General features: G+C 64.5%; 18 protein-coding genes. 8 read left to right on the forward strand and 10 right to left on the reverse strand.

What is annotated here, in order from left to right:
* Positions 1–14: 14 nt before the first annotated feature.
* From FJV43_RS33790 to FJV43_RS33800, 3 genes are all read right to left on the reverse strand, one after another.
* Positions 15–2,204, reverse strand: coding sequence for an RNA degradosome polyphosphate kinase (locus tag FJV43_RS33790; RefSeq protein WP_239629735.1), 2,190 nt, complete (start codon positions 2,202–2,204; stop codon positions 15–17).
* 154 nt (positions 2,205–2,358) lie between these two features.
* On the reverse strand, positions 2,359–3,036 hold the full coding sequence (locus FJV43_RS33795; protein WP_061876616.1) for a DnaA/Hda family protein: 678 nt from the start codon (positions 3,034–3,036) through the stop codon (positions 2,359–2,361).
* A 122-nt stretch (positions 3,037–3,158) separates the two neighbouring features.
* Entirely contained in the window at positions 3,159–3,701 is a 543-nt protein-coding gene (locus FJV43_RS33800; RefSeq protein ID WP_239623273.1) for a CDP-alcohol phosphatidyltransferase family protein, read from the reverse strand.
* A gap of 156 nt (positions 3,702–3,857) precedes the next feature.
* Here FJV43_RS33800 and purM point away from each other — a divergent pair, with 156 nt between their 5' ends.
* Both purM and purN read left to right on the forward strand, forming a co-directional pair.
* Positions 3,858–4,931, forward strand: coding sequence for a phosphoribosylformylglycinamidine cyclo-ligase (gene purM / locus FJV43_RS33805; protein WP_239623274.1), 1,074 nt, complete (start codon positions 3,858–3,860; stop codon positions 4,929–4,931).
* Entirely contained in the window at positions 4,931–5,584 is a 654-nt protein-coding gene (purN, locus tag FJV43_RS33810; protein WP_239623275.1) for a phosphoribosylglycinamide formyltransferase, read from the forward strand. Before purM ends, purN begins: the two co-directional genes overlap by 1 nt.
* Before the next feature lie 92 nt (positions 5,585–5,676).
* Here the strand turns inward: purN and FJV43_RS33815 are convergent, their stop codons facing one another.
* Entirely contained in the window at positions 5,677–5,883 is a 207-nt protein-coding gene (locus tag FJV43_RS33815; RefSeq protein ID WP_028180514.1) for a cold-shock protein, read from the reverse strand.
* A gap of 381 nt (positions 5,884–6,264) precedes the next feature.
* Here FJV43_RS33815 and FJV43_RS33820 point away from each other — a divergent pair, with 381 nt between their 5' ends.
* On the forward strand, positions 6,265–7,449 hold the full coding sequence (locus FJV43_RS33820; RefSeq protein WP_239623276.1) for an autotransporter outer membrane beta-barrel domain-containing protein: 1,185 nt from the start codon (positions 6,265–6,267) through the stop codon (positions 7,447–7,449).
* Positions 7,450–7,467: 18 nt separating this feature from the next.
* Here FJV43_RS33820 and FJV43_RS33825 read toward each other — a convergent pair whose 3' ends face one another.
* Positions 7,468–8,508 carry a LysR family transcriptional regulator gene (locus FJV43_RS33825; RefSeq protein ID WP_194387676.1) on the reverse strand — a complete coding sequence of 347 codons (1,041 nt, stop codon included), beginning with the start codon at positions 8,506–8,508 and terminating at the stop codon, positions 7,468–7,470.
* 71 nt (positions 8,509–8,579) lie between these two features.
* Between FJV43_RS33825 and FJV43_RS33830 the strand changes: the two genes are divergently transcribed.
* From FJV43_RS33830 to FJV43_RS33850, 5 genes are all read left to right on the forward strand, one after another.
* On the forward strand, positions 8,580–9,197 hold the full coding sequence (locus FJV43_RS33830) for a hypothetical protein (RefSeq protein WP_239623277.1): 618 nt from the start codon (positions 8,580–8,582) through the stop codon (positions 9,195–9,197).
* Positions 9,184–9,804 (forward strand): GNAT family N-acetyltransferase, encoded by a 621-nt coding sequence (locus FJV43_RS33835; RefSeq protein ID WP_124158925.1) that lies wholly within the window; start codon positions 9,184–9,186, stop codon positions 9,802–9,804. The genes FJV43_RS33830 and FJV43_RS33835 overlap by 14 nt, the downstream gene beginning before the upstream one ends.
* 25 nt (positions 9,805–9,829) lie before the next feature.
* A complete protein-coding gene (locus tag FJV43_RS33840; protein WP_239629737.1) occupies positions 9,830–10,393 on the forward strand; it encodes an isochorismatase family protein in 564 nt (187 codons plus the stop codon).
* Between the two features lie 30 nt (positions 10,394–10,423).
* Positions 10,424–10,594, forward strand: coding sequence for a hypothetical protein (locus FJV43_RS33845; RefSeq protein ID WP_239623278.1), 171 nt, complete (start codon positions 10,424–10,426; stop codon positions 10,592–10,594).
* Positions 10,595–10,795: 201 nt separating this feature from the next.
* Positions 10,796–12,178: an aspartate aminotransferase family protein gene (locus FJV43_RS33850; RefSeq protein ID WP_239623279.1), complete on the forward strand. Its 1,383-nt coding sequence runs from the start codon at positions 10,796–10,798 to the stop codon at positions 12,176–12,178.
* Between the two features lie 180 nt (positions 12,179–12,358).
* Here the strand turns inward: FJV43_RS33850 and rnd are convergent, their stop codons facing one another.
* The 5 genes from rnd to FJV43_RS33875 all read right to left on the reverse strand — a co-directional run bounded on the left by rnd (position 12,359) and on the right by FJV43_RS33875 (position 17,915).
* The gene (gene rnd, locus FJV43_RS33855; RefSeq protein WP_239623280.1) at positions 12,359–13,507 is read right to left on the reverse strand and encodes a ribonuclease D; all 1,149 of its coding nucleotides are present in this window, start codon (positions 13,505–13,507) and stop codon (positions 12,359–12,361) included.
* 410 nt (positions 13,508–13,917) lie between these two features.
* A complete protein-coding gene (locus FJV43_RS33860; protein WP_239623281.1) occupies positions 13,918–15,237 on the reverse strand; it encodes an ABC transporter substrate-binding protein in 1,320 nt (439 codons plus the stop codon).
* 11 nt (positions 15,238–15,248) lie between these two features.
* Positions 15,249–16,118: a carbohydrate ABC transporter permease gene (locus FJV43_RS33865; protein ID WP_239623282.1), complete on the reverse strand. Its 870-nt coding sequence runs from the start codon at positions 16,116–16,118 to the stop codon at positions 15,249–15,251.
* Complete coding sequence (locus FJV43_RS33870; RefSeq protein ID WP_239623283.1) at positions 16,115–17,065, reverse strand: sugar ABC transporter permease; 951 nt, start codon at positions 17,063–17,065, stop codon at positions 16,115–16,117. The genes FJV43_RS33865 and FJV43_RS33870 overlap by 4 nt, the downstream gene beginning before the upstream one ends.
* Before the next feature lies 1 nt (position 17,066).
* Positions 17,067–17,915: a phosphodiesterase gene (locus tag FJV43_RS33875; RefSeq protein WP_239623284.1), complete on the reverse strand. Its 849-nt coding sequence runs from the start codon at positions 17,913–17,915 to the stop codon at positions 17,067–17,069.
* Positions 17,916–18,118: the final 203 nt, after the last annotated feature.

Genomic DNA, 18,118 nt, shown 5'->3' on the forward strand with positions numbered 1-18,118 from the left:
TCGCAGATCCCCGATCAGGATTGATGACGTTCGTTCCGGCGCGTGAGACGACGCGGCGAGGATTCCTTGAGCGACTTTCCACGGCCAGACAGACTCGGATTTGTCATGAAGTAGTTGTGGACGTTGAAAGGCTCCTCGCCTTTCGCGGTCTTCATACGCGTTGACGACCCGTCCGGCAACAACTGCCAGCTCTGCTCATTGTCCTTCAGATTGGCGACCATGATCTGTTCGAGAACCTGCTGATGCACCGTTGGATTTTGCAGCGGGCATAGCACCTCGACGCGGCGGTCGAGGTTGCGCGGCATCATGTCGGCGGACGAGATATACACAGCCGCTTTCGCGCTCGGCAGGCCCTGGCCCATGCCGAAGCAGTAGATTCGGCCGTGTTCCAGGAAGCGCCCGATGATCGACTTGACGCGGATGTTCTCCGACAGGCCGGGGATGCCGGGCCTGAGGCAACAGATGCCGCGCACCACGAGCTCGACCTGGACGCCGGCCTGGGAGGCCTCGTAGAGCGCGTCGATGATGTCGGGGTCGACCAGCGCGTTCATCTTCATCCAGACCGCGCCGGTCCGGCCGTGCCGCGCATGCGCGGTCTCGCCTTGAATGTGCTCGATGATGCGCTTGCGCAGCGTCAGCGGCGACACCGCCATCTTCTCGAGGTCGCTGGGCGCGGCATAGCCGGTGATGAAATTGAACACGCGCGCGGCATCGCGGCCGATGGTCGGATCGGAGGTAAAGTAGGAGAGGTCGGTGTAGATGCGCGCGGTGACCGGATGATAGTTGCCGGTGCCGGTATGGACGTAAGTCGTGAGGCTGCCGCCCTCGCGGCGCACCACCATCGAGAGCTTTGCGTGCGTCTTCAGTTCGAGGAAGCCGTAGACGACCTGCACGCCGGCGCGTTCGAGATCGCGCGCCCAGCGGATGTTGGCTTCTTCGTCGAACCGCGCCTTCAGCTCGATCAACGCCGTGACCGATTTACCGGCTTCGGCCGCTTCCGCGAGCGCGCGCACGATCGGCGAGTTGTTGGAGGTGCGGTAGAGCGTCTGCTTGATCGCGACGACATCGGGGTCGCGCGCGGCCTGCTGGAGGAACTGCACCACCACGTCGAAGGATTCGTAGGGGTGATGGACGACGAGGTCCTTCTGCCGGATCGCGGCGAAGATGTCGCCGCCATGCTCGCGCACGCGCTCGGGGTGGCGCGGCACGTAAGGGGTGAATTCGAGGTCAGGCCGGTCGAGCCGCGTGAGCTGGGAGAGCTCGTTCATCGCGAGCACGCCGTCGACCAGGAACACCTCGTCGTCGGCCGCCGACAGCGCATGCTGCACGAAGCTGCGCAGCTCCTCCGGCATCTTGGCGTCGATCTCGAGCCGGATCACGGACCCGCGCCGGCGGCGCTTCAGCGCGGTCTCGAACAGGCGGACGAGGTCCTCCGCCTCTTCCTCGATTTCGAGCTCGGAGTCGCGGATGATCCGGAATGAGCCCTGGCCGTGCAGATTGTAGCCGGGGAACAGGCGGTTGATGAACAGGGCGGTCGCCTGCTCCAGCGAGATCAGGCGCACCGTGCCCTCGGCGGGCAGGCGGATGAAGCGGTCGATCTTGCCGGGCATGCGGATCAGCGCGTTCATCTGCTTGCCGTCGGCGGCGCGCGTGAGCTGGAGCGCGATGGTGAAGCCGAGGCTCGGAATGAACGGGAAGGGGTGGGCCGGATCGATCGCGAGCGGCGTCAGCAGCGGGAAGACGTTGTTGAGGAAATAGTCCTCGACCCAGGTCCGTTCCGACTTGGAGACGTCCTTGCCGTCGACCAGCACGATGCCGACCTCGGCCAGCGCGCTGCGCAGGTCGCGCCAGATCGCCTGCTGGTCCGAGGCGAGCTGGGAGACGGTGCGGTTGATCAGAGCGAGCTGCTCCGACGGCGTCAGGCCGTCCGGGCTGCGCTCGGCAATGCCCTCGCGCACCTGGGCCTTGATGCCGGCGACGCGGACCATGAAGAACTCGTCGAGGTTATTCGCCGAGATCGACAGGAACCGCACCCGCTCCAGCACGGGGTGGCTGGGATTGACCGATTCCTCCAGGACGCGGCGGTTGAAATGCAGCCAGGACAGCTCGCGGTTGATGAACCGTTCGGGACTGGATGCGATCGCCGGCAGGCCCTCGGACTCCGGAGTTTTTTCTTTAATTTCAATGGCTTGCGCAGAGTCCATCAGAAGTCGGTCCATCCTGTCTCGCCTCACTTTGCGACTTATGCGCAAAACCCCGGGGAGCATGTGTTACAGCGATGACGTTTCGATGACATTGATGTTCCGCCGTTCCGCCGCGTCAAGCCGTTGCGGAAGGCGTCGGGGCCCATGGGCCCGATCAGGGGTCCCGGAGCAGTTCGGCGGCGAGCGCCCGGGTCACCGGGCGGCCGAGCCGCAGGGCTTCGCTGTCGAGCAGCTCCACGGCCTGCCGGGCCGCGGCCGAGGATCGCTCCAGGCGGGTGGCGAGATAGCCGACTACGCTCTCGTCCACGGTGAGCTGGCGGTCGGCGCAGAATTTGACGATGAGGCCGCGAAAGAGCTGGTCGTCGGGGGGCAGTAGCGCGACCACCGGAACGGCCCGCAGACGCGAGCGCAGGTCGCGAAGCTCGATCTCCAGCGCGGCCGGCACCTCGCGTCCGGTGAGGAGGACATAGGCGCCGTCCTCGCGGGCGAGGTTCATCAGGTGAAAGAGGGCGCGCTCGTCAAAATCCTTGGCCTTGAGATCCTCGACCACCAGCGCGCCGGTGGCGAGCGCGCCCGGAACGCCTGCCGCGGTCAGCGCATTGGCCGTGGTCGAGCGGGCGCCGGCTTCCTCGGCCCAGATCGCGGCGAGATGGCTCTTGCCGCTTCCTTCGGGGCCGGCCAGCCACATGATCCGGTTCGGCCATTCCGGCCAGCTGTCGATCAGGCCGAGACCGGCCGCATTGGCGGGGCCTTCGAGGAAGTTGTCCCGGCTGAGGCTCTCCGCATGCGGAAGCGCGAACGCCAATTGTCGGGGATGGACGCGGCCTGCCACGCTTGCTTTGCTCCATGCCGGCGCGCCGGCCCGTTTGAAGAGGTTCGACTTGATCGTGCGGGACTTGATCTTGCGAGACTTGATCTTGCGAGACTTGGCCTTTTGCGGGGCCGCATCCCGGCTCATTTGGCCTCGATCGTGCTCATGTGCCGCAGCCACTCGACGAGATAGAGCGACACGGAGGAGAGCGTGAAGATCGTGACGAGACCCATCAGGATGATATCATAAGGTGCCGGCTTGAAGCCGAAGGCAAGCGCCGCCAGCACCAGCGCCGCGAACGCCACCTGTGCCACGGTGTTGAGCTTGGACACCATCGATGGCTTCATTTCGACCGGCCGGTCGAACAGCCAGGATACGATCACGGCGGCGACGATCATGATGTCGCGCGAGACCACCAGGATCACGATCCAGCGCGGGATCGCGCCCCAGATGCCGAGCGCCATGTAGATCGAGACCAGCAGTGCCTTGTCCGCGAGCGGATCGAGCAAGGCGCCGAGCTCGCTCGTCATGTTGAAGCGCTTGGCCAAAAAGCCGTCCACGGCATCGCTGATGCCGGCGATCAGGAAGGCGGCGAACGCCACCTCCATTTGGCTCGACACGATGGCCCAGACGATGATCGGGACCAGCATGATGCGGCCCAGGGTAATGATGTTCGGAATACTCACGAAAGCGCTTCCCGGCACCCGGTCTGACCTCGAATCCGGCCCCCGCGGGAGGCTGAACCGGTTGATATCTACATAGTATAGGCAGGAGCGCCATGCGAGCCATTGCGTGTCCCCGGAATTCGACGTAACCAGCCGCAAACCCACTGGAAATCGGGCATGACCGACCGCAAAAACGGCCTCACTTACGCCGATTCAGGCGTCGATATCGACGCGGGCAACCGCCTGGTCGACCTGATCAAGCCGATGGTGCGCGCCACCGCACGGCCGGGCGCCGACGCCGAGATCGGCGGCTTCGGCGGCCTGTTCGACCTCAAGGCGGCCGGCTTCAAGGACCCGGTCCTCGTGGCCGCGACCGACGGTGTCGGCACCAAGGTCAAGATCGCGATCGAGACCGGGCTGCATGGTGGCATCGGCATCGATCTCGTTGCCATGAGCGTCAACGACCTCGTGGTGCAGGGCGCCGAGCCGCTGTTTTTCCTGGACTATTTCGCCTGCGGCAAGCTTGATCCCGAGGCCACCGCCGCGATCGTCGCGGGCGTTGCGGAGGGGTGCCGCGAATCCGGCTGCGCCCTGATCGGCGGCGAGACCGCCGAGATGCCCGGCCTCTACAAGGACGGCGATTATGACCTCGGCGGCTTTGCCGTCGGCGCTGCGGAGCGCGGTACGCTGCTGCCGCGCAAGGACATCGCCGCTGGCGACGCCGTGATCGGTCTTGCTTCGTCAGGCGTCCATTCCAACGGCTTCTCGCTGGTGCGCAAGATCGTGGAACAATCCGGTCTCGGCTTCGCGGCGCAGGCGCCGTTCGCGCCCGTGATGACGCTCGGCGGCGCGCTGCTGACGCCGACGCGGCTCTACGTCAAATCCTGCTTGCGCGCGATCCGCGAGACCGGCGCGGTGAAGGGGCTCGCCCACATCACCGGCGGCGGCTTCACCGACAACATCCCGCGCGTGCTGCCGAAGGATCTGGGCGTCGGCATCGATCTGGCACGCCTGCCGGTGCTGCCGGTGTTCAAATGGCTGGCGGCGCAGGCCGGCATCGCCGAGCTGGAGATGCTCCGCACCTTCAATTGCGGCATCGGCATGATCGCGATCGTCGAGCCCGACAAGGTCGATGAGGTCGTCGAGGTCTTCACCGACGCCGGCGAGACCGTGGCGCAGCTCGGCACCGTGATCCCGGCCGAAGGCGAGCACCGCGTCGTCTACAACGGCCACCTCGATCTGGCGCTGTGATGAAGCGCCGCGTCGCCATCCTGATCTCCGGCCGCGGCTCCAACATGGCCGCGCTGATCAGGGCAGCCAGCACGCCGGATTTTCCGGCGGAGATCTCGCTCGTCGTCTCGAACAAGCCCGGTGCGCTCGGACTGGAAAAGGCGAGGGCGAGCGGCGTCAACACGCTGGTGATCGAGAGCAAGCCGTTCGGCAAGGATCGCGCCGGCTTCGAGAAGGTGCTGCAGGCAGCGCTCGATCGGCACGGCATCGAGCTGATCTGTCTGGGCGGCTTTATGCGCCTGTTCACGGCGGAATTCACCAGGGCCTGGTACGGGCGGATGCTCAACATCCACCCCTCGCTGCTGCCATCCTTCCCCGGCCTCGATCCGCACGGCCAGGCCTTGCGCGCCGGCGTCAAGCTGTCGGGCGCGACGGTGCATTTCGTCATCCCCGAGACCGACGCCGGCCCGATCGTGATGCAGGGCGCGGTGCCCGTCAGCGACCACGACACGGGGGATACGCTGTCAGAGCGCATCCTCGAAGTCGAGCACCGCATCTATCCCGAAGCTCTGCGGCTGCTCGCGACCGGCAAGGTCCGGATCGAGGGCGATGTCTGCAGGACGGACGGAAGCGCGGCGTCGGAGAATTTTCTGGTGTCGCCGGTGGTGAGCTGAAGCGACATCTCGCTGCGCCTGCCGCATAACAAAATCCCCCGGCAGAGCCGGGGGCAACGTCATGATCTCTCGCTTGTCGAACGCGAGAGAAATCAGGAGACCTTGAGGTTCTCCGCGGATGTCTTGCCGCGGTTCTCCACGAGGTCGAATTCAACCGCCTGGTTCTCGTTGAGGGTGGAGAGTCCGGCACGCTCGACGGCGGAGATATGGACGAACACGTCCTTGTCGCTGCCGTTCGGCTTGATGAACCCATAACCCTTGGTCGGGTTGAACCATTTGACGGTGCCCTTTTGCGGCATCGCTAGTCTCCTCCACTAGATAAAAAAAGACGCGGCCGCTTTTCGCGTGCCACGCCACAAACGGGTTTTCCGGAAGCCTGTTCGAGTCTTGAGTCTCAATGTCGCGAAACGCACAGCAGAGCTGCCAATTCCGATTGTGTCCGATATTGCAACATGAAAATCGCACGTTAGCAAGCAGAGCGCGAATTTCAAGACCGCGGTTGGTACCATCGTCTGCTATTTGCGACCTGTGGCCGCGGAACCACAATCGAGGGCAATAGCCTCGGGGACAGCGGGCCAACCGGTTGACCCTCCGTTGCAGTTCGGCACAAATCGCGACACGGCGCGAGCCGCTCGTGTTGCATTTTTGCGGGCCGCCCTTTGCTTTGGGATTTAGTCGTCATGCGCTGCACCTCGCAGCCGTCCGGGACACGGCAGACGATCGGGCTGGACCGCGTCCGCCGGATCGCGGCAGCGGTCGCCAACACGTTTGCAGCCATCGCGCTTGCGCTCGTCGTAACGATGTCGGCCGCGACATCCGTCCTCGCGCAAAGTCCGACGCCCACTCCGACCCCGACACCCACCCCGACGCCCACACCGTCGCCGACCCCGGTCCCGATGCCGACCGCGATTAATTACGATCAGTCGGCCGGCAACAGCATGCTCAATTTCGGCTCGGGATTTCTGGAGCGGCTGGGCAACCAGGCCGCCAATGGTTTCGACCGATCGTTCCGGACCAATTCCGGCGGCGGCGGTGCTTCCGCAAGCACGGAAGATCCGCGCTACCGTACCTGGTTCGAGGGCTACGGGATCTCGGTCCGCACTGAGGCGCAGGGCGATTTCGTCGGCGACAAGCGCAGGACGTTTGGCGGCGTCGCCGGCCTCGGCGCGCGGCTCGCGCCCGGTGTCAACATCGGCTTCTCCATCGACCAGAGCCACACCGACATCGACGTGCCGCTCGCGCTCCAGTCGGCCACGCTCGACCTGACCCAGCTTGGCTTCAATGGTTCGGTCGACAAGGGTCCATGGACCTGGGCCTTTGCCGTGGTGCACGGTTTCGGCAAGGTCCGGTCCAGCCGCGACACAGGTCTTGGCCTTGCGACCGCCGGCTATCACGCCGCGGTCGACGGCGCGCTGACCGAGATCAGCTATTACTGGACCAGGGACCAGATGCGCATCGTGCCCAAGGGCGCGCTCGAATATGTGCGCGCCACCAGTGCCGCGTTCCAGGAATCCGGCGGTCTCGATCCGCTCAGCGTCGGCTCGACGGCGCTCTCCCGCGCACGCATGATGATCGGCGCCGAGATCGGCCGCTACTTCATCTTCGACCAGAAGATTCTGGACCTCTCGGCCTGCGGCAAGCTCGTCGACAATTTCCACCAGGACCTGGGATCGATTCAGGTCAGCCTGGGCGCCCAGAGCATCGTGGTCCCCGGCATCGGCGAGAGCCGCTACGGCGCGGACGCCGGTGCCTCGGCTTCGCTCAGCCTGACCAACGTGGCACGGCTTTACGTCAACTACGACGGCAAGTTTCGCAACGAGCTCACCTTGCACCAGGGTACCGTCGGCTTCGAATACAAATGGTGAGCTGAAGCTCGTCCGCGCTCAGGTCGGCGTTGCCGCGACATAGCCCGCCAATCCAAACCCCTCGCGCGCGGCCGTCATCATCGGCACCAGCGCATTCGGATGAATGAACTCGTCGCGGAAGCAGGGATAGGTCCTGGCGTCGAAGATCTTCTTCAGCCAGTCGACCACAACCTTGTGACGCTCGGAGGTGCGGAACTCCCTGTGATAGGTGAGCCAGAGATCGGCGTGGTGGCTGACGCCGAGATCGACGGCAACGAGCGACGCACCGAGCGCGATCGACACCGTCGGCAGGAAGCCGATGCCGGCGCCGCGTTCGACGGCATAGAGCACGCCGACCGACGAATTGGTCTTGATCCCGACGATGCCCTCGAGCGAGTTCAGCCCGAGCACACGGGCATAGGCGCCGTCGTCGACCTGCGGCGCGCTCTGCTTGATGATGCGGTGGTTCTTCAATTCGGCGAGCGTTGTCGGCACGCCGTAGAGAGTCTCGTACTCCTTGGAGACGAAGGGATAGATGTGGAGACGGCCGAGCTTGGCGACGATCAGATCGGGATTGGTCGGCGGCTCGAGCTGGATCGCGATATCGGATTCGAGCCGCGCGACGTCGGCCTGCTCCATCGCGCAGCGCAGGTCGACCGTGATCTTGCGGTAGGTCTTCTGGAAGTCGATCAGTCGCGGCAGGATCCAGAAATTCCCGGGGCCTTCCGTCACCGCGACGCGCACGGTGCCCGAGGTGTCGTTCGACGATCGCGAGGCGCGGCGGAAGATGTTGAAGGCATGTCGCTCCATATGCGCAACGTCGGCGATCATTGCGGTGCCTTCATCGCTGAGCGTGAGTCCGCTCTGGTCGCGCAGGAACAGCTTGCACCCGATCCTCTCTTCGAGCCGATCTACGCGGCGCATCAGGGTCGTGGAGGTGAGCCCGAGCTCTTCGGCCGCATTGCGGAAACTTTTATACTTTGCGCAAGCTAAAAACAGCTTTAAATCGTCCCAGGACGCGTCCAGGGCTTCTTCACGGTGCTGCATCATCGCAGCACCCCGGTGCAATAACTGCTGCATACTCCTGATCCCCAACCGCTAAGCTCATCGTCATAGCGGGGCACGAAAGCCTCGAACGATAGAGGCGTGATATGAGTATGGAAAGGGGCCCGTTTGCCGCAAGGCACGATTTCGACGCCTTGCCGCTGAGCCCGGATGTCGACGTGCGCTGCGCGCAATTCTCCGAAATCGCGGCGCTTTCGGATATGGCGCAGCGGCTGGTGCCGGGCGTGCAGATCGGCGCAGCGGAGCTTGCGAGGTACTTCACGTTCGATCCTCAGAGTATCCTGACGTTCAGCCGGAAGGGCAGCCTCGTCGGCGGCATGGCCTTCCTGTTTCTCAACGATCGCGGACACGATGCGCTGCTGCTCGACGAGATCTGCCTCACCGCGCCCGAGACGCACCATCTCGCGTCGGCGGACGAAGACGTCGCAGCCATCTACATCTGGGCGATCGCGGCGACGGGTCGCGGCATCGCCGGTCTCGGCAAGGCCGCGGCTCATCTGCGGCAGATAAGGTTTCGCGGCGCGGATTGCTATGCGCAGCCGTCAACGGTGGCCGGACGCGACATCATGAAGGCGACGGGCTTTGCGCCTGTCCCGAGCTTCCAACCCGACCTTTGGTGCTACGAGCGTCCCTGGCATCGGCAGCCGATGCGCATGCCAGGCGCGATCATCCAATCAAGGAGCTTTGCAGATGCACGGTACTAGGATTCCTCTCGCCAAGCCTTGTTCCCGCGCCATCACCATCCGTCTCGCGCGCGATCCGAACGATCTCATGCTGGTGACTGCCATCCGCTCGGCGGTCTATCTCGCCGAGCAGGATTGTCCGTTCGAGGAGGAGTTCGACGGCAATGACATGGTTGCCGCGCATTTCATCGGCTTCGTCGGCAACGAGCCTGCGGGCTGCCTGCGGGTGCGGTTCTTCGGCGATTTCGCCAAGGTGGAGCGGCTCGCGGTGCGTCACCAATATCGGCGCTCGCGCGTCTCGTTCAAGCTGGTGCAGGCCAGCGTCGATTATGTGAAGCGCAAGGGCTTTCGCAAGATCTACGGCCAGGCGCAGGACCGGCTGGTCGATTTCTGGGCACATTTCGGCGCCAAGCCGCTCGGCCACAATCGCAAGATCACGTTCTCGGATTTCTCCTACACAGAAATGTTGCTGGAGATCGAGCCGGGCCCGGACGCCATCACGCTGGACAGCGATCCCTATGTGATCATCCGTCCCGAGGGCGATTGGGACCGGCCTGGCGTGCTTGATGCCTCGGCGGGGCGGGCGGTGACCTCACCGCTGCGAGACCTCGCATTTGCCGACCGTTGAAACTGGTGCAGCTGCGCGCAACGAGATGCTGGCTTCCATGTATGATGATCCGCCCATACTGGTCTGTGCGGATCTTCAGGTCGAATATCTGACCCCCGGCCGTCGCCATGTCGTCCTCGACGGCGATGCGGTGACGGCGCGTTGTCTGGAACTCCTCACGCTGTGGCGCAGCAATTTGTGGCCGGTCATGCATCTGAAGCGCATCGCGCAGGCGGCCTGGTTCAATCCGGCATCCGGGCTGACCGATTGGATCGCGGAAACCAAGCCGCGGCCGGGGGAGATGACGTTCGAGCACCCGCTGCCGTCCGCCTACAGCTCGTCGCGGTTTGTAGACTACATGTCCAGTATCCGCACCACGCGCTGCATTCTGATCGGCTTTTCCCTGGACGAGACTATCCTGGCCACCGCCGTCGACGGGTTTCATCGCAGCCATCGCTACCAGGTGGTCACTGACGCCGCGGCTTGCCGGCAGCCGGGCACGGACGATGCCGCCACCTACAGGTATGCGGTAGTGAATGTCATCGGAAATTTTGCTACAATGCAGTCCAGCGCCGAACTGATCAGAACCAGCGGCGCCGTTGCGGTGTAGGCGTCCGCAACCGGCGGATGGGGTGAGAGATTGTCACGGGGGAAGGAGCTCAAGGAGCTGGCGAGCGATCTGTCGCGTGCCGCCGAGAGGGCGCGCAGGCTTGGTCTGCCCACGACCCTCTACTTGCTCTCGATGGCGCTGGTGGAGGTGCGGGAAGCCAGTGCCGCCGCCGACGACGATGGCGACGACGGCGCGGCGTGAGAGCTGCCACCGTGCGGCTCTGTGATGTGCGGTCCTGTCATGTGCGGATTTGTGACATGCGGCTTTGTGCATCGCTGTTGAGCGTTTGCTGCCGACGAATTGGCGTTGCATGTTTTGCGCTGTCGCAATAGCCAAGGTACTTGCCATCAAGTGATGACGCCGGCTCTGCCTGCGACGTGACGCTTTCAAGGATCTTCGCAAATGTCCATGCTGCCCAATTCGCAAGAGGCCCGGGATGTGGCCTATCAGCTCCATCCATACACCAACGCGCGCACGCATCAGCAGGCCGGCCCCCTCGTGATCGAACGCGGCGAGGGGCCTTATGTCTTCGACGCGACGGGCAAGCGCTATTTCGAAGCGATGGCAGGCCTGTGGAGCGTCGGGCTCGGCTTCAACGAGAAGCGGCTGGTCGAGGCGGCGCACAAGCAGATGCAGGCGCTGCCGTTCTACCATACCTTCTCCGCCAAATCGCACGGGCCATCGATCGACCTCGCCGAGAAGCTGGTCGCGCTCGCGCCTGTTACGATGAGCAAGGTGTTTTTCACCAATTCCGGCTCTGAGGCGAACGACACGGTGTTGAAGCTGATCGCCTATCGCTCCAACGCGCTCGGTCAGCCCCAGCGCAAGAAGGTGATCAGCCGCCTGCGTGCCTATCACGGCGTCACCATCGCCTCCGCGAGCCTCACCGGCCTTCCGAACAACCACCGCTCGTTCGACCTGCCGCTGCCGAACATCCTGCACACCGGCTCGCCGCATTTCTACAAGGACGGCGCCCCCGGCGAGAGCGAGGAAGATTTCGCGACGCGCCGCGCCGAGGAGCTCGATGCGCTGATCCAGAAGGAGGGGCCTGACACCATCGCCGCCTTCTTCGGTGAGCCGGTGATGGGGGCGGGCGGTGTCATCGTGCCGCCGGCGACCTATTGGGACAAGATCCAGAAGGTGTTGAAGAAGTACGACATCCTGCTGGTCGCCGACGAGGTGATCTGCGGCTTCGGCCGCACCGGCAAGATGTTCGGCTGCGAGACCTATGGCATCAAGCCCGACGCGATCGTGGTCTCCAAGCAGATCACCTCGAGCTATTTCCCGCTGTCGGCGATCATCCTGAACGATCGCATGTTCGAGCCGATCGCGGACGAGAGCAACAAGATCGGCGTGCTCGGCCACGGTTTCACCGCGGGCGGCCATCCGGTCGGCTCCGCGATTGCGCTGGAGAACCTCAAGATCATCGAGGAGCGCGGCCTGGTCGCGCATGCCGCCGAACTCGGCGGCTACATGCAAGGCAGGCTCCGCGAGCTCGCCAGCCATCCGCTGGTCGGCGAGGTCCGCGGCGTCGGCATGATCGCAGCCCTCGAGCTCGTGCTCGACAAGGGCCGCAAGACCGCGGCGGCGACGCCGGGCGCGGTCGGTGGCATCGCCAGCCGCATGCTCCAGGAGCGCGGCGTGATCTCGCGCAACATGCTGGATGCCATCGCCATCTGTCCGCCGCTGATCACGACCAAGGCCCAGATCGACGAGCTGGTCGGGGCGATCTCCGGCGTGCTGAATGACATGAAGGGCGAAGTGGCGAAGCTGACGCCGGCGTAGGCGCCGGCGCAACTCCATCGCCGTCACCCTGAGGTGCTCGCCTCTTCGGCGAGCCTCGAAGGGCGACGGCCCGACTGCATCAGCGGGCGTTCATCCTTCGAGGCTTCGCGTACGGTGCTCTGCACCGTACGCTTCGCACCTCCGGATGACGAGCTAACAGTTGGTCCGCGTGGCCGACCGCTACCCCCGCTGCACGCCGATCACGCGGCCCTTCTCGATGGCCAGTGCGAGCTCACCGCGCTTCAGTTTCAGCGCGGCGTCGCCGAACAGCTCGCGGCGCCAGCCGCGCAAGGCCGGTACATCCGCTTCGTCGTCCGCCGCGATCTCTTCGAGATCATCAACGGTCGCGATGACCTTGCTTGCGACCGCATGGCGCTCGGCGGTCATCCGCAGCAGCACCTTCAGCAGCTCGACGATGGCGGCGCCGTTGGAGTTGTTGCGCGGCTTCTCCAGCTTTGGCAGCTTGGTAAAGTCCCGCGCCAGCCCGCGCTCGACCGCCGCGACGATGTCCGCGCCCCATTTGGATTTCTCGAATCCTTTCGGCACCGACCGCAGATGCGCGAGCTTCTCCAGCGTGGTCGGCGCGTGGGTCGCGATGTCGGTGATCGCCTCGTCGCGCAGCACGCGGCCGCGTGGCACGTCGCGGCTCTGCGCCTCCTGCTCGCGCCAGGCCGCGACTTCCATCAGCACCGCGAGGTCCTTGGGCTTGCGCACCCGCGTCTTCAGCCGCTCCCAGGCGCGCTCGGGATGAAAATCATAGGTGCGGGGGGAGGTCAGGACCTCCATCTCGATGGAGACCCATTCGCTGCGGCGGCGCTTCTTCAGGTCGGCGTCCAGCGCGGCGAACACGTCGCGCAGATGGGTGACGTCGGACACCGCGTAATGCATCTGCTCCTTGGTCAGCGGCCGTCGCGACCAGTCGGTGAAGCGGTGGGTCTTGTCCGGACGGTGGCCGGCGACCTTCTCGACCAGCGCGTCGTAGGCGATGCTGTCGCCGTAGCCGAGCACCATCGCGGCAACCTGGGTGTCGAACACCGGATGCGGGATGATGTTGGCTTGGTGCCAGATGATCTCGATGTCCTGGCGGGCGGCGTGAAAAACCTTCAGCACGCCTTCGTTGGCCATCAGCTCGAAGAACGGCTTGAGGTCGATGCCCTCGGCCAAGGTGTCGATGACAACGGCCTCCTCGGCGCTGGCCATCTGCACCACGCACAGCAGCGGGTAATAGGTGGTCTCGCGGAGGAACTCGGTATCGACTGTTATGACGGGGTGCTTGGCCAGCCGGCTGCAGGCAGCCGCGAGGTCAGCGGTGGTGGTAATCAAATCCATGAACGGCCCATGACACGTGATATCAGCCGTTCTGCCGAAAGTGCTGTGATGTCAAGGGGCTCTGAGCGAATTCGAGCCTTGCTTTTGGGCCGGAGGCGCCTTTTTCCGACGAAAATCCTATTCGTAGCGGACCCGCTGCGAGGATTTTCGCGCGCAGGGCAGCGCCACCACGAGGACGCACATGGCGACCAGAGCCAGTCCCAGGAACTCGATAACCAACAGATCCACGGCGAAATCTCCAGAAACATTGATAGATTTGTCGGGAGCACGTTGAGGGTCTGTTAATTCTCGTGGTTACCGGCGGCGGGGCGGGCCGCATGGTGGACGGGGAGTTAATGGACAGACCGGCCCAAACGAATTCGACGCCCCGCATGACGGAGCGCCGATGTTTGTTGCCGTTGTCGGCGGCCTCACGGCAGCTTCAGCGACGTCTCAGCATTGTAAGGCTTGAGCGTCTCGTCCGCGGCCTTCTGGGCGGCGGCGAGGGCTTCCTTCGGTTGCTTCTTGCCGTTCAGGACCAGCATCACCTCGTCCTCGAGATTCTTGCGGACAGGGACGGTCTTGTAGGTCGCGAACCAGGGCTTGGCGACGTCGAGCTGCTCGACGGCGGTCTTGGCGTCCGGGTTCTTGTTGAGGAATTCGACCATGTCGGGCGTCTTGTAGGCGGCCATGTTGGGCGCGAAATAGCCGGTGGCGCGGCTCCACCAGGCGCTCTTCTCGGGCGAGGTCATCCACTTGATCAGCGTCCAGGCGGCCTTCTGCTTCTCCAATTCGAGACCGGCCGGAACGATCAGCGAGGCGCCGCCGATCGGCACGGCGTTGCGGACGTTGCGCGGGATGAAGGCGACCTTGTAATTGAACTTGGCGTTGTCGCGCACATAGGTCAGCGATCCCGTCGACAGCATCATCATTGCGGCATTGCCGGAGATGAAGGAGGTGCTGACGGCAGGGCCGGGCGTCGCGCCGGGCGCATGGACCTTGTGCTTGTAGACAAGGTCGTTCCACCAGGTGAGCGCACCGAGCATTGAGGGCGTGTCGTAATAGACCTCGCCGCCGAACTCCTCGTTGTAGTAGCGCCCGCCATTGCTCATGGTGAGCGTTTCCATCATCCAGCCGCAATAGTCGTAGGCGCAGGGGATCGCGATGCCCCATTGGGTCACCTTGTCGCCTTCGCGCTTGGTCAGCTTCTTGGCCCAGTCGGTGAGCTCGGCCCAGGTCTGCGGCGGCTTGTTTGGATCGAGGCCGGCCTCCTTGGCCTTGTCGGCGTTGATGTAGAGCAGCGGCGTCGAATTGTGGAACGGCACGCCGTAGACCGAGCGGTTGATCACGGCATTGCCCTGCAGCGCCGGGAAGAACTGGCCCAGGAACTTTTCCTTGGTGGTGCCGTCCGCAGCGATCAGGCTGTCGAGATTGGTGAGCTCGTTCTCGATCTGCATGTCGAGCAGGAAGTTCGCCGACATGATCACGGCGGCCGGCGGCTTGCCGGCCTTGATCGCGGCGCGCGTCTTGATCAGCGTGTCGTCGTAGGAGCCGGTGTAGACGGCGGTCGCCTTGACGCCGGGATGGGTCTCGTTGAACTCCTTGATCAAGGTGCCCATGTCGCGGGCGAGCTTGCCGTCGACGGGAACGGGGAAGAACAGATCGATCTCGGTGGGACCTTCGGCCAGCGCCGGAAAGGCCAGAGCGCCAACCATGGCGAGGCCGAGCATGAGCCTGCGGGAGAACAGCATCGGAAAATCTCCTATTTGATGCCTGAGGTGACGAAAGAGCTGATGAAGCGTTTCTGAAAGATCAGGAAGGTGACGAGCAGCGGCGCGATCACCATCAGCGTGCCCGCGGCGATGGTGCCCCAGGCCTGCGTGCCTTCGGCGGTCTTGGTGAACACCGAGAGGCCGACCGTGAGCGGACGCTTGTCGGGCGAATTGATCACCATCAGCGGCCACAGGAAGTCGTTCCAGTGGCTGGTCACGGAGATGATGGCGAACGCGGAGAAGCTCGGCATCGACAGCGGCACGTAGATGTGGCGGATGCGCTGGAACAGGCTGGCGCCGTCGATCAGGGCGGCGTCTTCCAGCTCGGTCGGGATTGCCTCGAACGCCTGCCGCATCAGGAAGGTGCCGAAGGCCGAGGCGAAGAACGGCATCATCACGCCGGCGAGCGTGTCGTAGAGGCCGAGCTGCGCCACCAGGCTCAAATTCGGCACGATCAGCAGCACCGGCACCAGCATCAGCTGCATCAGGAACAGGTAGAAGATCAGCGTCTTGCCGGCGAAGTCGAGGCGGGCGAAGGCGAAGCCCGCCAGCGTGATCGTGACGAACTGCACCAGCAGGATGCCGGTGCAGATGATCGTGGTGTTGAGCGTGTAGCGCGGGAAATCGCCGATCTCCCAGGCATCCCTGACATTGTCGAGCGTCGGCTTCAGGCTCGGCATCAGCTCGGCCATGGCATTGATGCCGTCGGAGGCCGGGCGCAGCGTCGCTACGCCCATCCACAGGAACGGGATCAGCCAGACGATCGCAAGCAGCACCGTCAGCGCGAAGCCGAGCTTCGGCGTGATCTCGCCCCTTGTGGCGAGCGGGGCGTCCCTGAACAGGCGGTCGAACAGCTTCATGACCCGCCCTCGCGGTTCGCCATGGTCCGGAAGGAGAGCGCGGTGAGGCCCATCAGCGCGGCGAGCGTCAGCAGCGTCGCCGCCGAGGCCTTGCCGATGTCGTAATGCTCCACCGCCTGCTGGTAGATGTAGAACAGCACCAGACTGGTCGAATTGGACGGCCCGCCCTGCGTCATGACGAAGACGTGGTCGACCTGCGTCACCGCGTTGAGGATTGCGATGACGGTGACGAACAGGAAGGTGGGCTTGAGCTCCGGCAGGATGATGTGGCGCAGGCGCTGATATGGGCCCGCGCCGTCGAGATGCGCGGCTTCCATCACGTCCTCGGGCACGGCCTGGAGGCCGGCGAGGAAGAACAGCATGTAGTAGCCGGCGTTCTTCCAGATCGTGATGATCATGATCGCATAGAGCGCGATGTCGGGGTCGCCGAGCCAGTTCGGCAGCACCGGCAGCAGCCGGCCGATGTAGTAGTCGAGCAGGCCGACATTGGGCAGGAAGATGAACAGGAACAGCGCGGACGCCGCGACCATCGGGATCAACACCGGCAGGAACAGCGCGGCGCGCAGCGCGCTGTTCACGGCATGGGTGCGCGCAAGCGCCAGCGCGAACAGCAGCGCAAGGGCGATGCTCGGCACCGCCGTGCCCACGGCGTAGATCAGGTTGTTGACGACGGCGCCGGTAAAGGCAGGATCCGCCAGCACCGACGCGATATTGTCGAGACCGGCGAAGCGCAGCGGCGCCTTCGGTGTGGCGCGCTGATAGAGCGCATCGATGAGCACGCGGCCCATCGCGCCGTAGGTGAACAGCGCGAGGAAGACCAGCGAGGGCAGCAGCAGCAGATAGGCCGGCAGCGAGGCTTTGAGACGCTTCGTGACGCGCTTGAGGATGTGCAGGCGCGGCGCTGCCGAGGTCGCGACGGAGAGAGTCGCGGGTTCGGCGAGGCTCATCTCACCGCGCCGGGAAACTGAGCGCGTAGTCGCGGCCATCCATTCCCGCCGGCGGCTCGAAGGGGAAGCGCAGACTGGTGTCGAGGAAGTCGTGGCTGTGCACGACGAGGTTCTCGTCGTCGATCAGCACGACGCCGTAGGCCGGCGGCTCGTGGCTGGCGAGGTGCGGCGCGCTCTGGTCGAGCTCGAACCAGACCTGATGGTTGGTGCCGCGCAGGGTCGAGAACGGGATCTTGCCCCAGCTGCCGAAGATCGGCCGGTGCACATGGCCGAAGAAGAGATGGCGGATGCGCGCGCGATAAGGCGCGATCACCTCGGCGAATTCCGCGCTCTGCTTCAGCCCGATCTCGTCCATCGCGTGCACGCCGACCGGGAAGGGCGGATGGTGCATGAACACGACGAGCGGCATGTCCGCGGGCGCAGCCGCCAGCGTGCTCGCCAGCCAGCCGAGGCGCTTGGCGCACATCTCGCCGGCGTGGCTGGTCTCGTCCAAGGTGTCGAGGAAGACGAACAGGCCGTGCTCGGTGGTGCGCGTGCCCTGCACGAAGCCGTTGGAATCGCGCGGCGCGGCCTTCAGCGCATCGAGGCAGGTGACGCGGCGATCGTGATTGCCGACCATGGCGATGTAGGGAATCTTCAGCGCAGCCATCGCCTCGGCGAAATTGGTGTAGGATTCAGCCTCGCCCCAATGGGTGAGATCGCCTGTCACCACGGCAAAGGCGGCATCGGACTGATGCTGGTTGATGTCGGCGATCGCAGCGTCCAGCCGGGCGCGCGGGTCGAGGCCATAGAGCTTCAGCCCGGGGTTCGCGAGATGCGTATCGGTGAGGTGGATGAATTTGAAGGGCATGGCGCGCTGTCGGGACGGTTGGAGGATGGACGTCTCCGGCAAGACGACCCTGACAGGCGGTTAGAGCGCGTGTGTTTCAGTTTGATGACAGCGGCTCCCGTGCGCGGGACGTGTCCACAACGCCCGCGGGAGGAGGATGCACCGCGGAAGGCGCAATCCCTGCAGTGAACCAATTAGAGATGGTGGTGCGCGGTCGCGCCCGC

The sequence above is a fragment of the Bradyrhizobium sp. I71 genome (genome assembly GCF_022354745.1).
Lineage (GTDB): Bacteria > Pseudomonadota > Alphaproteobacteria > Rhizobiales > Xanthobacteraceae > Bradyrhizobium > Bradyrhizobium liaoningense.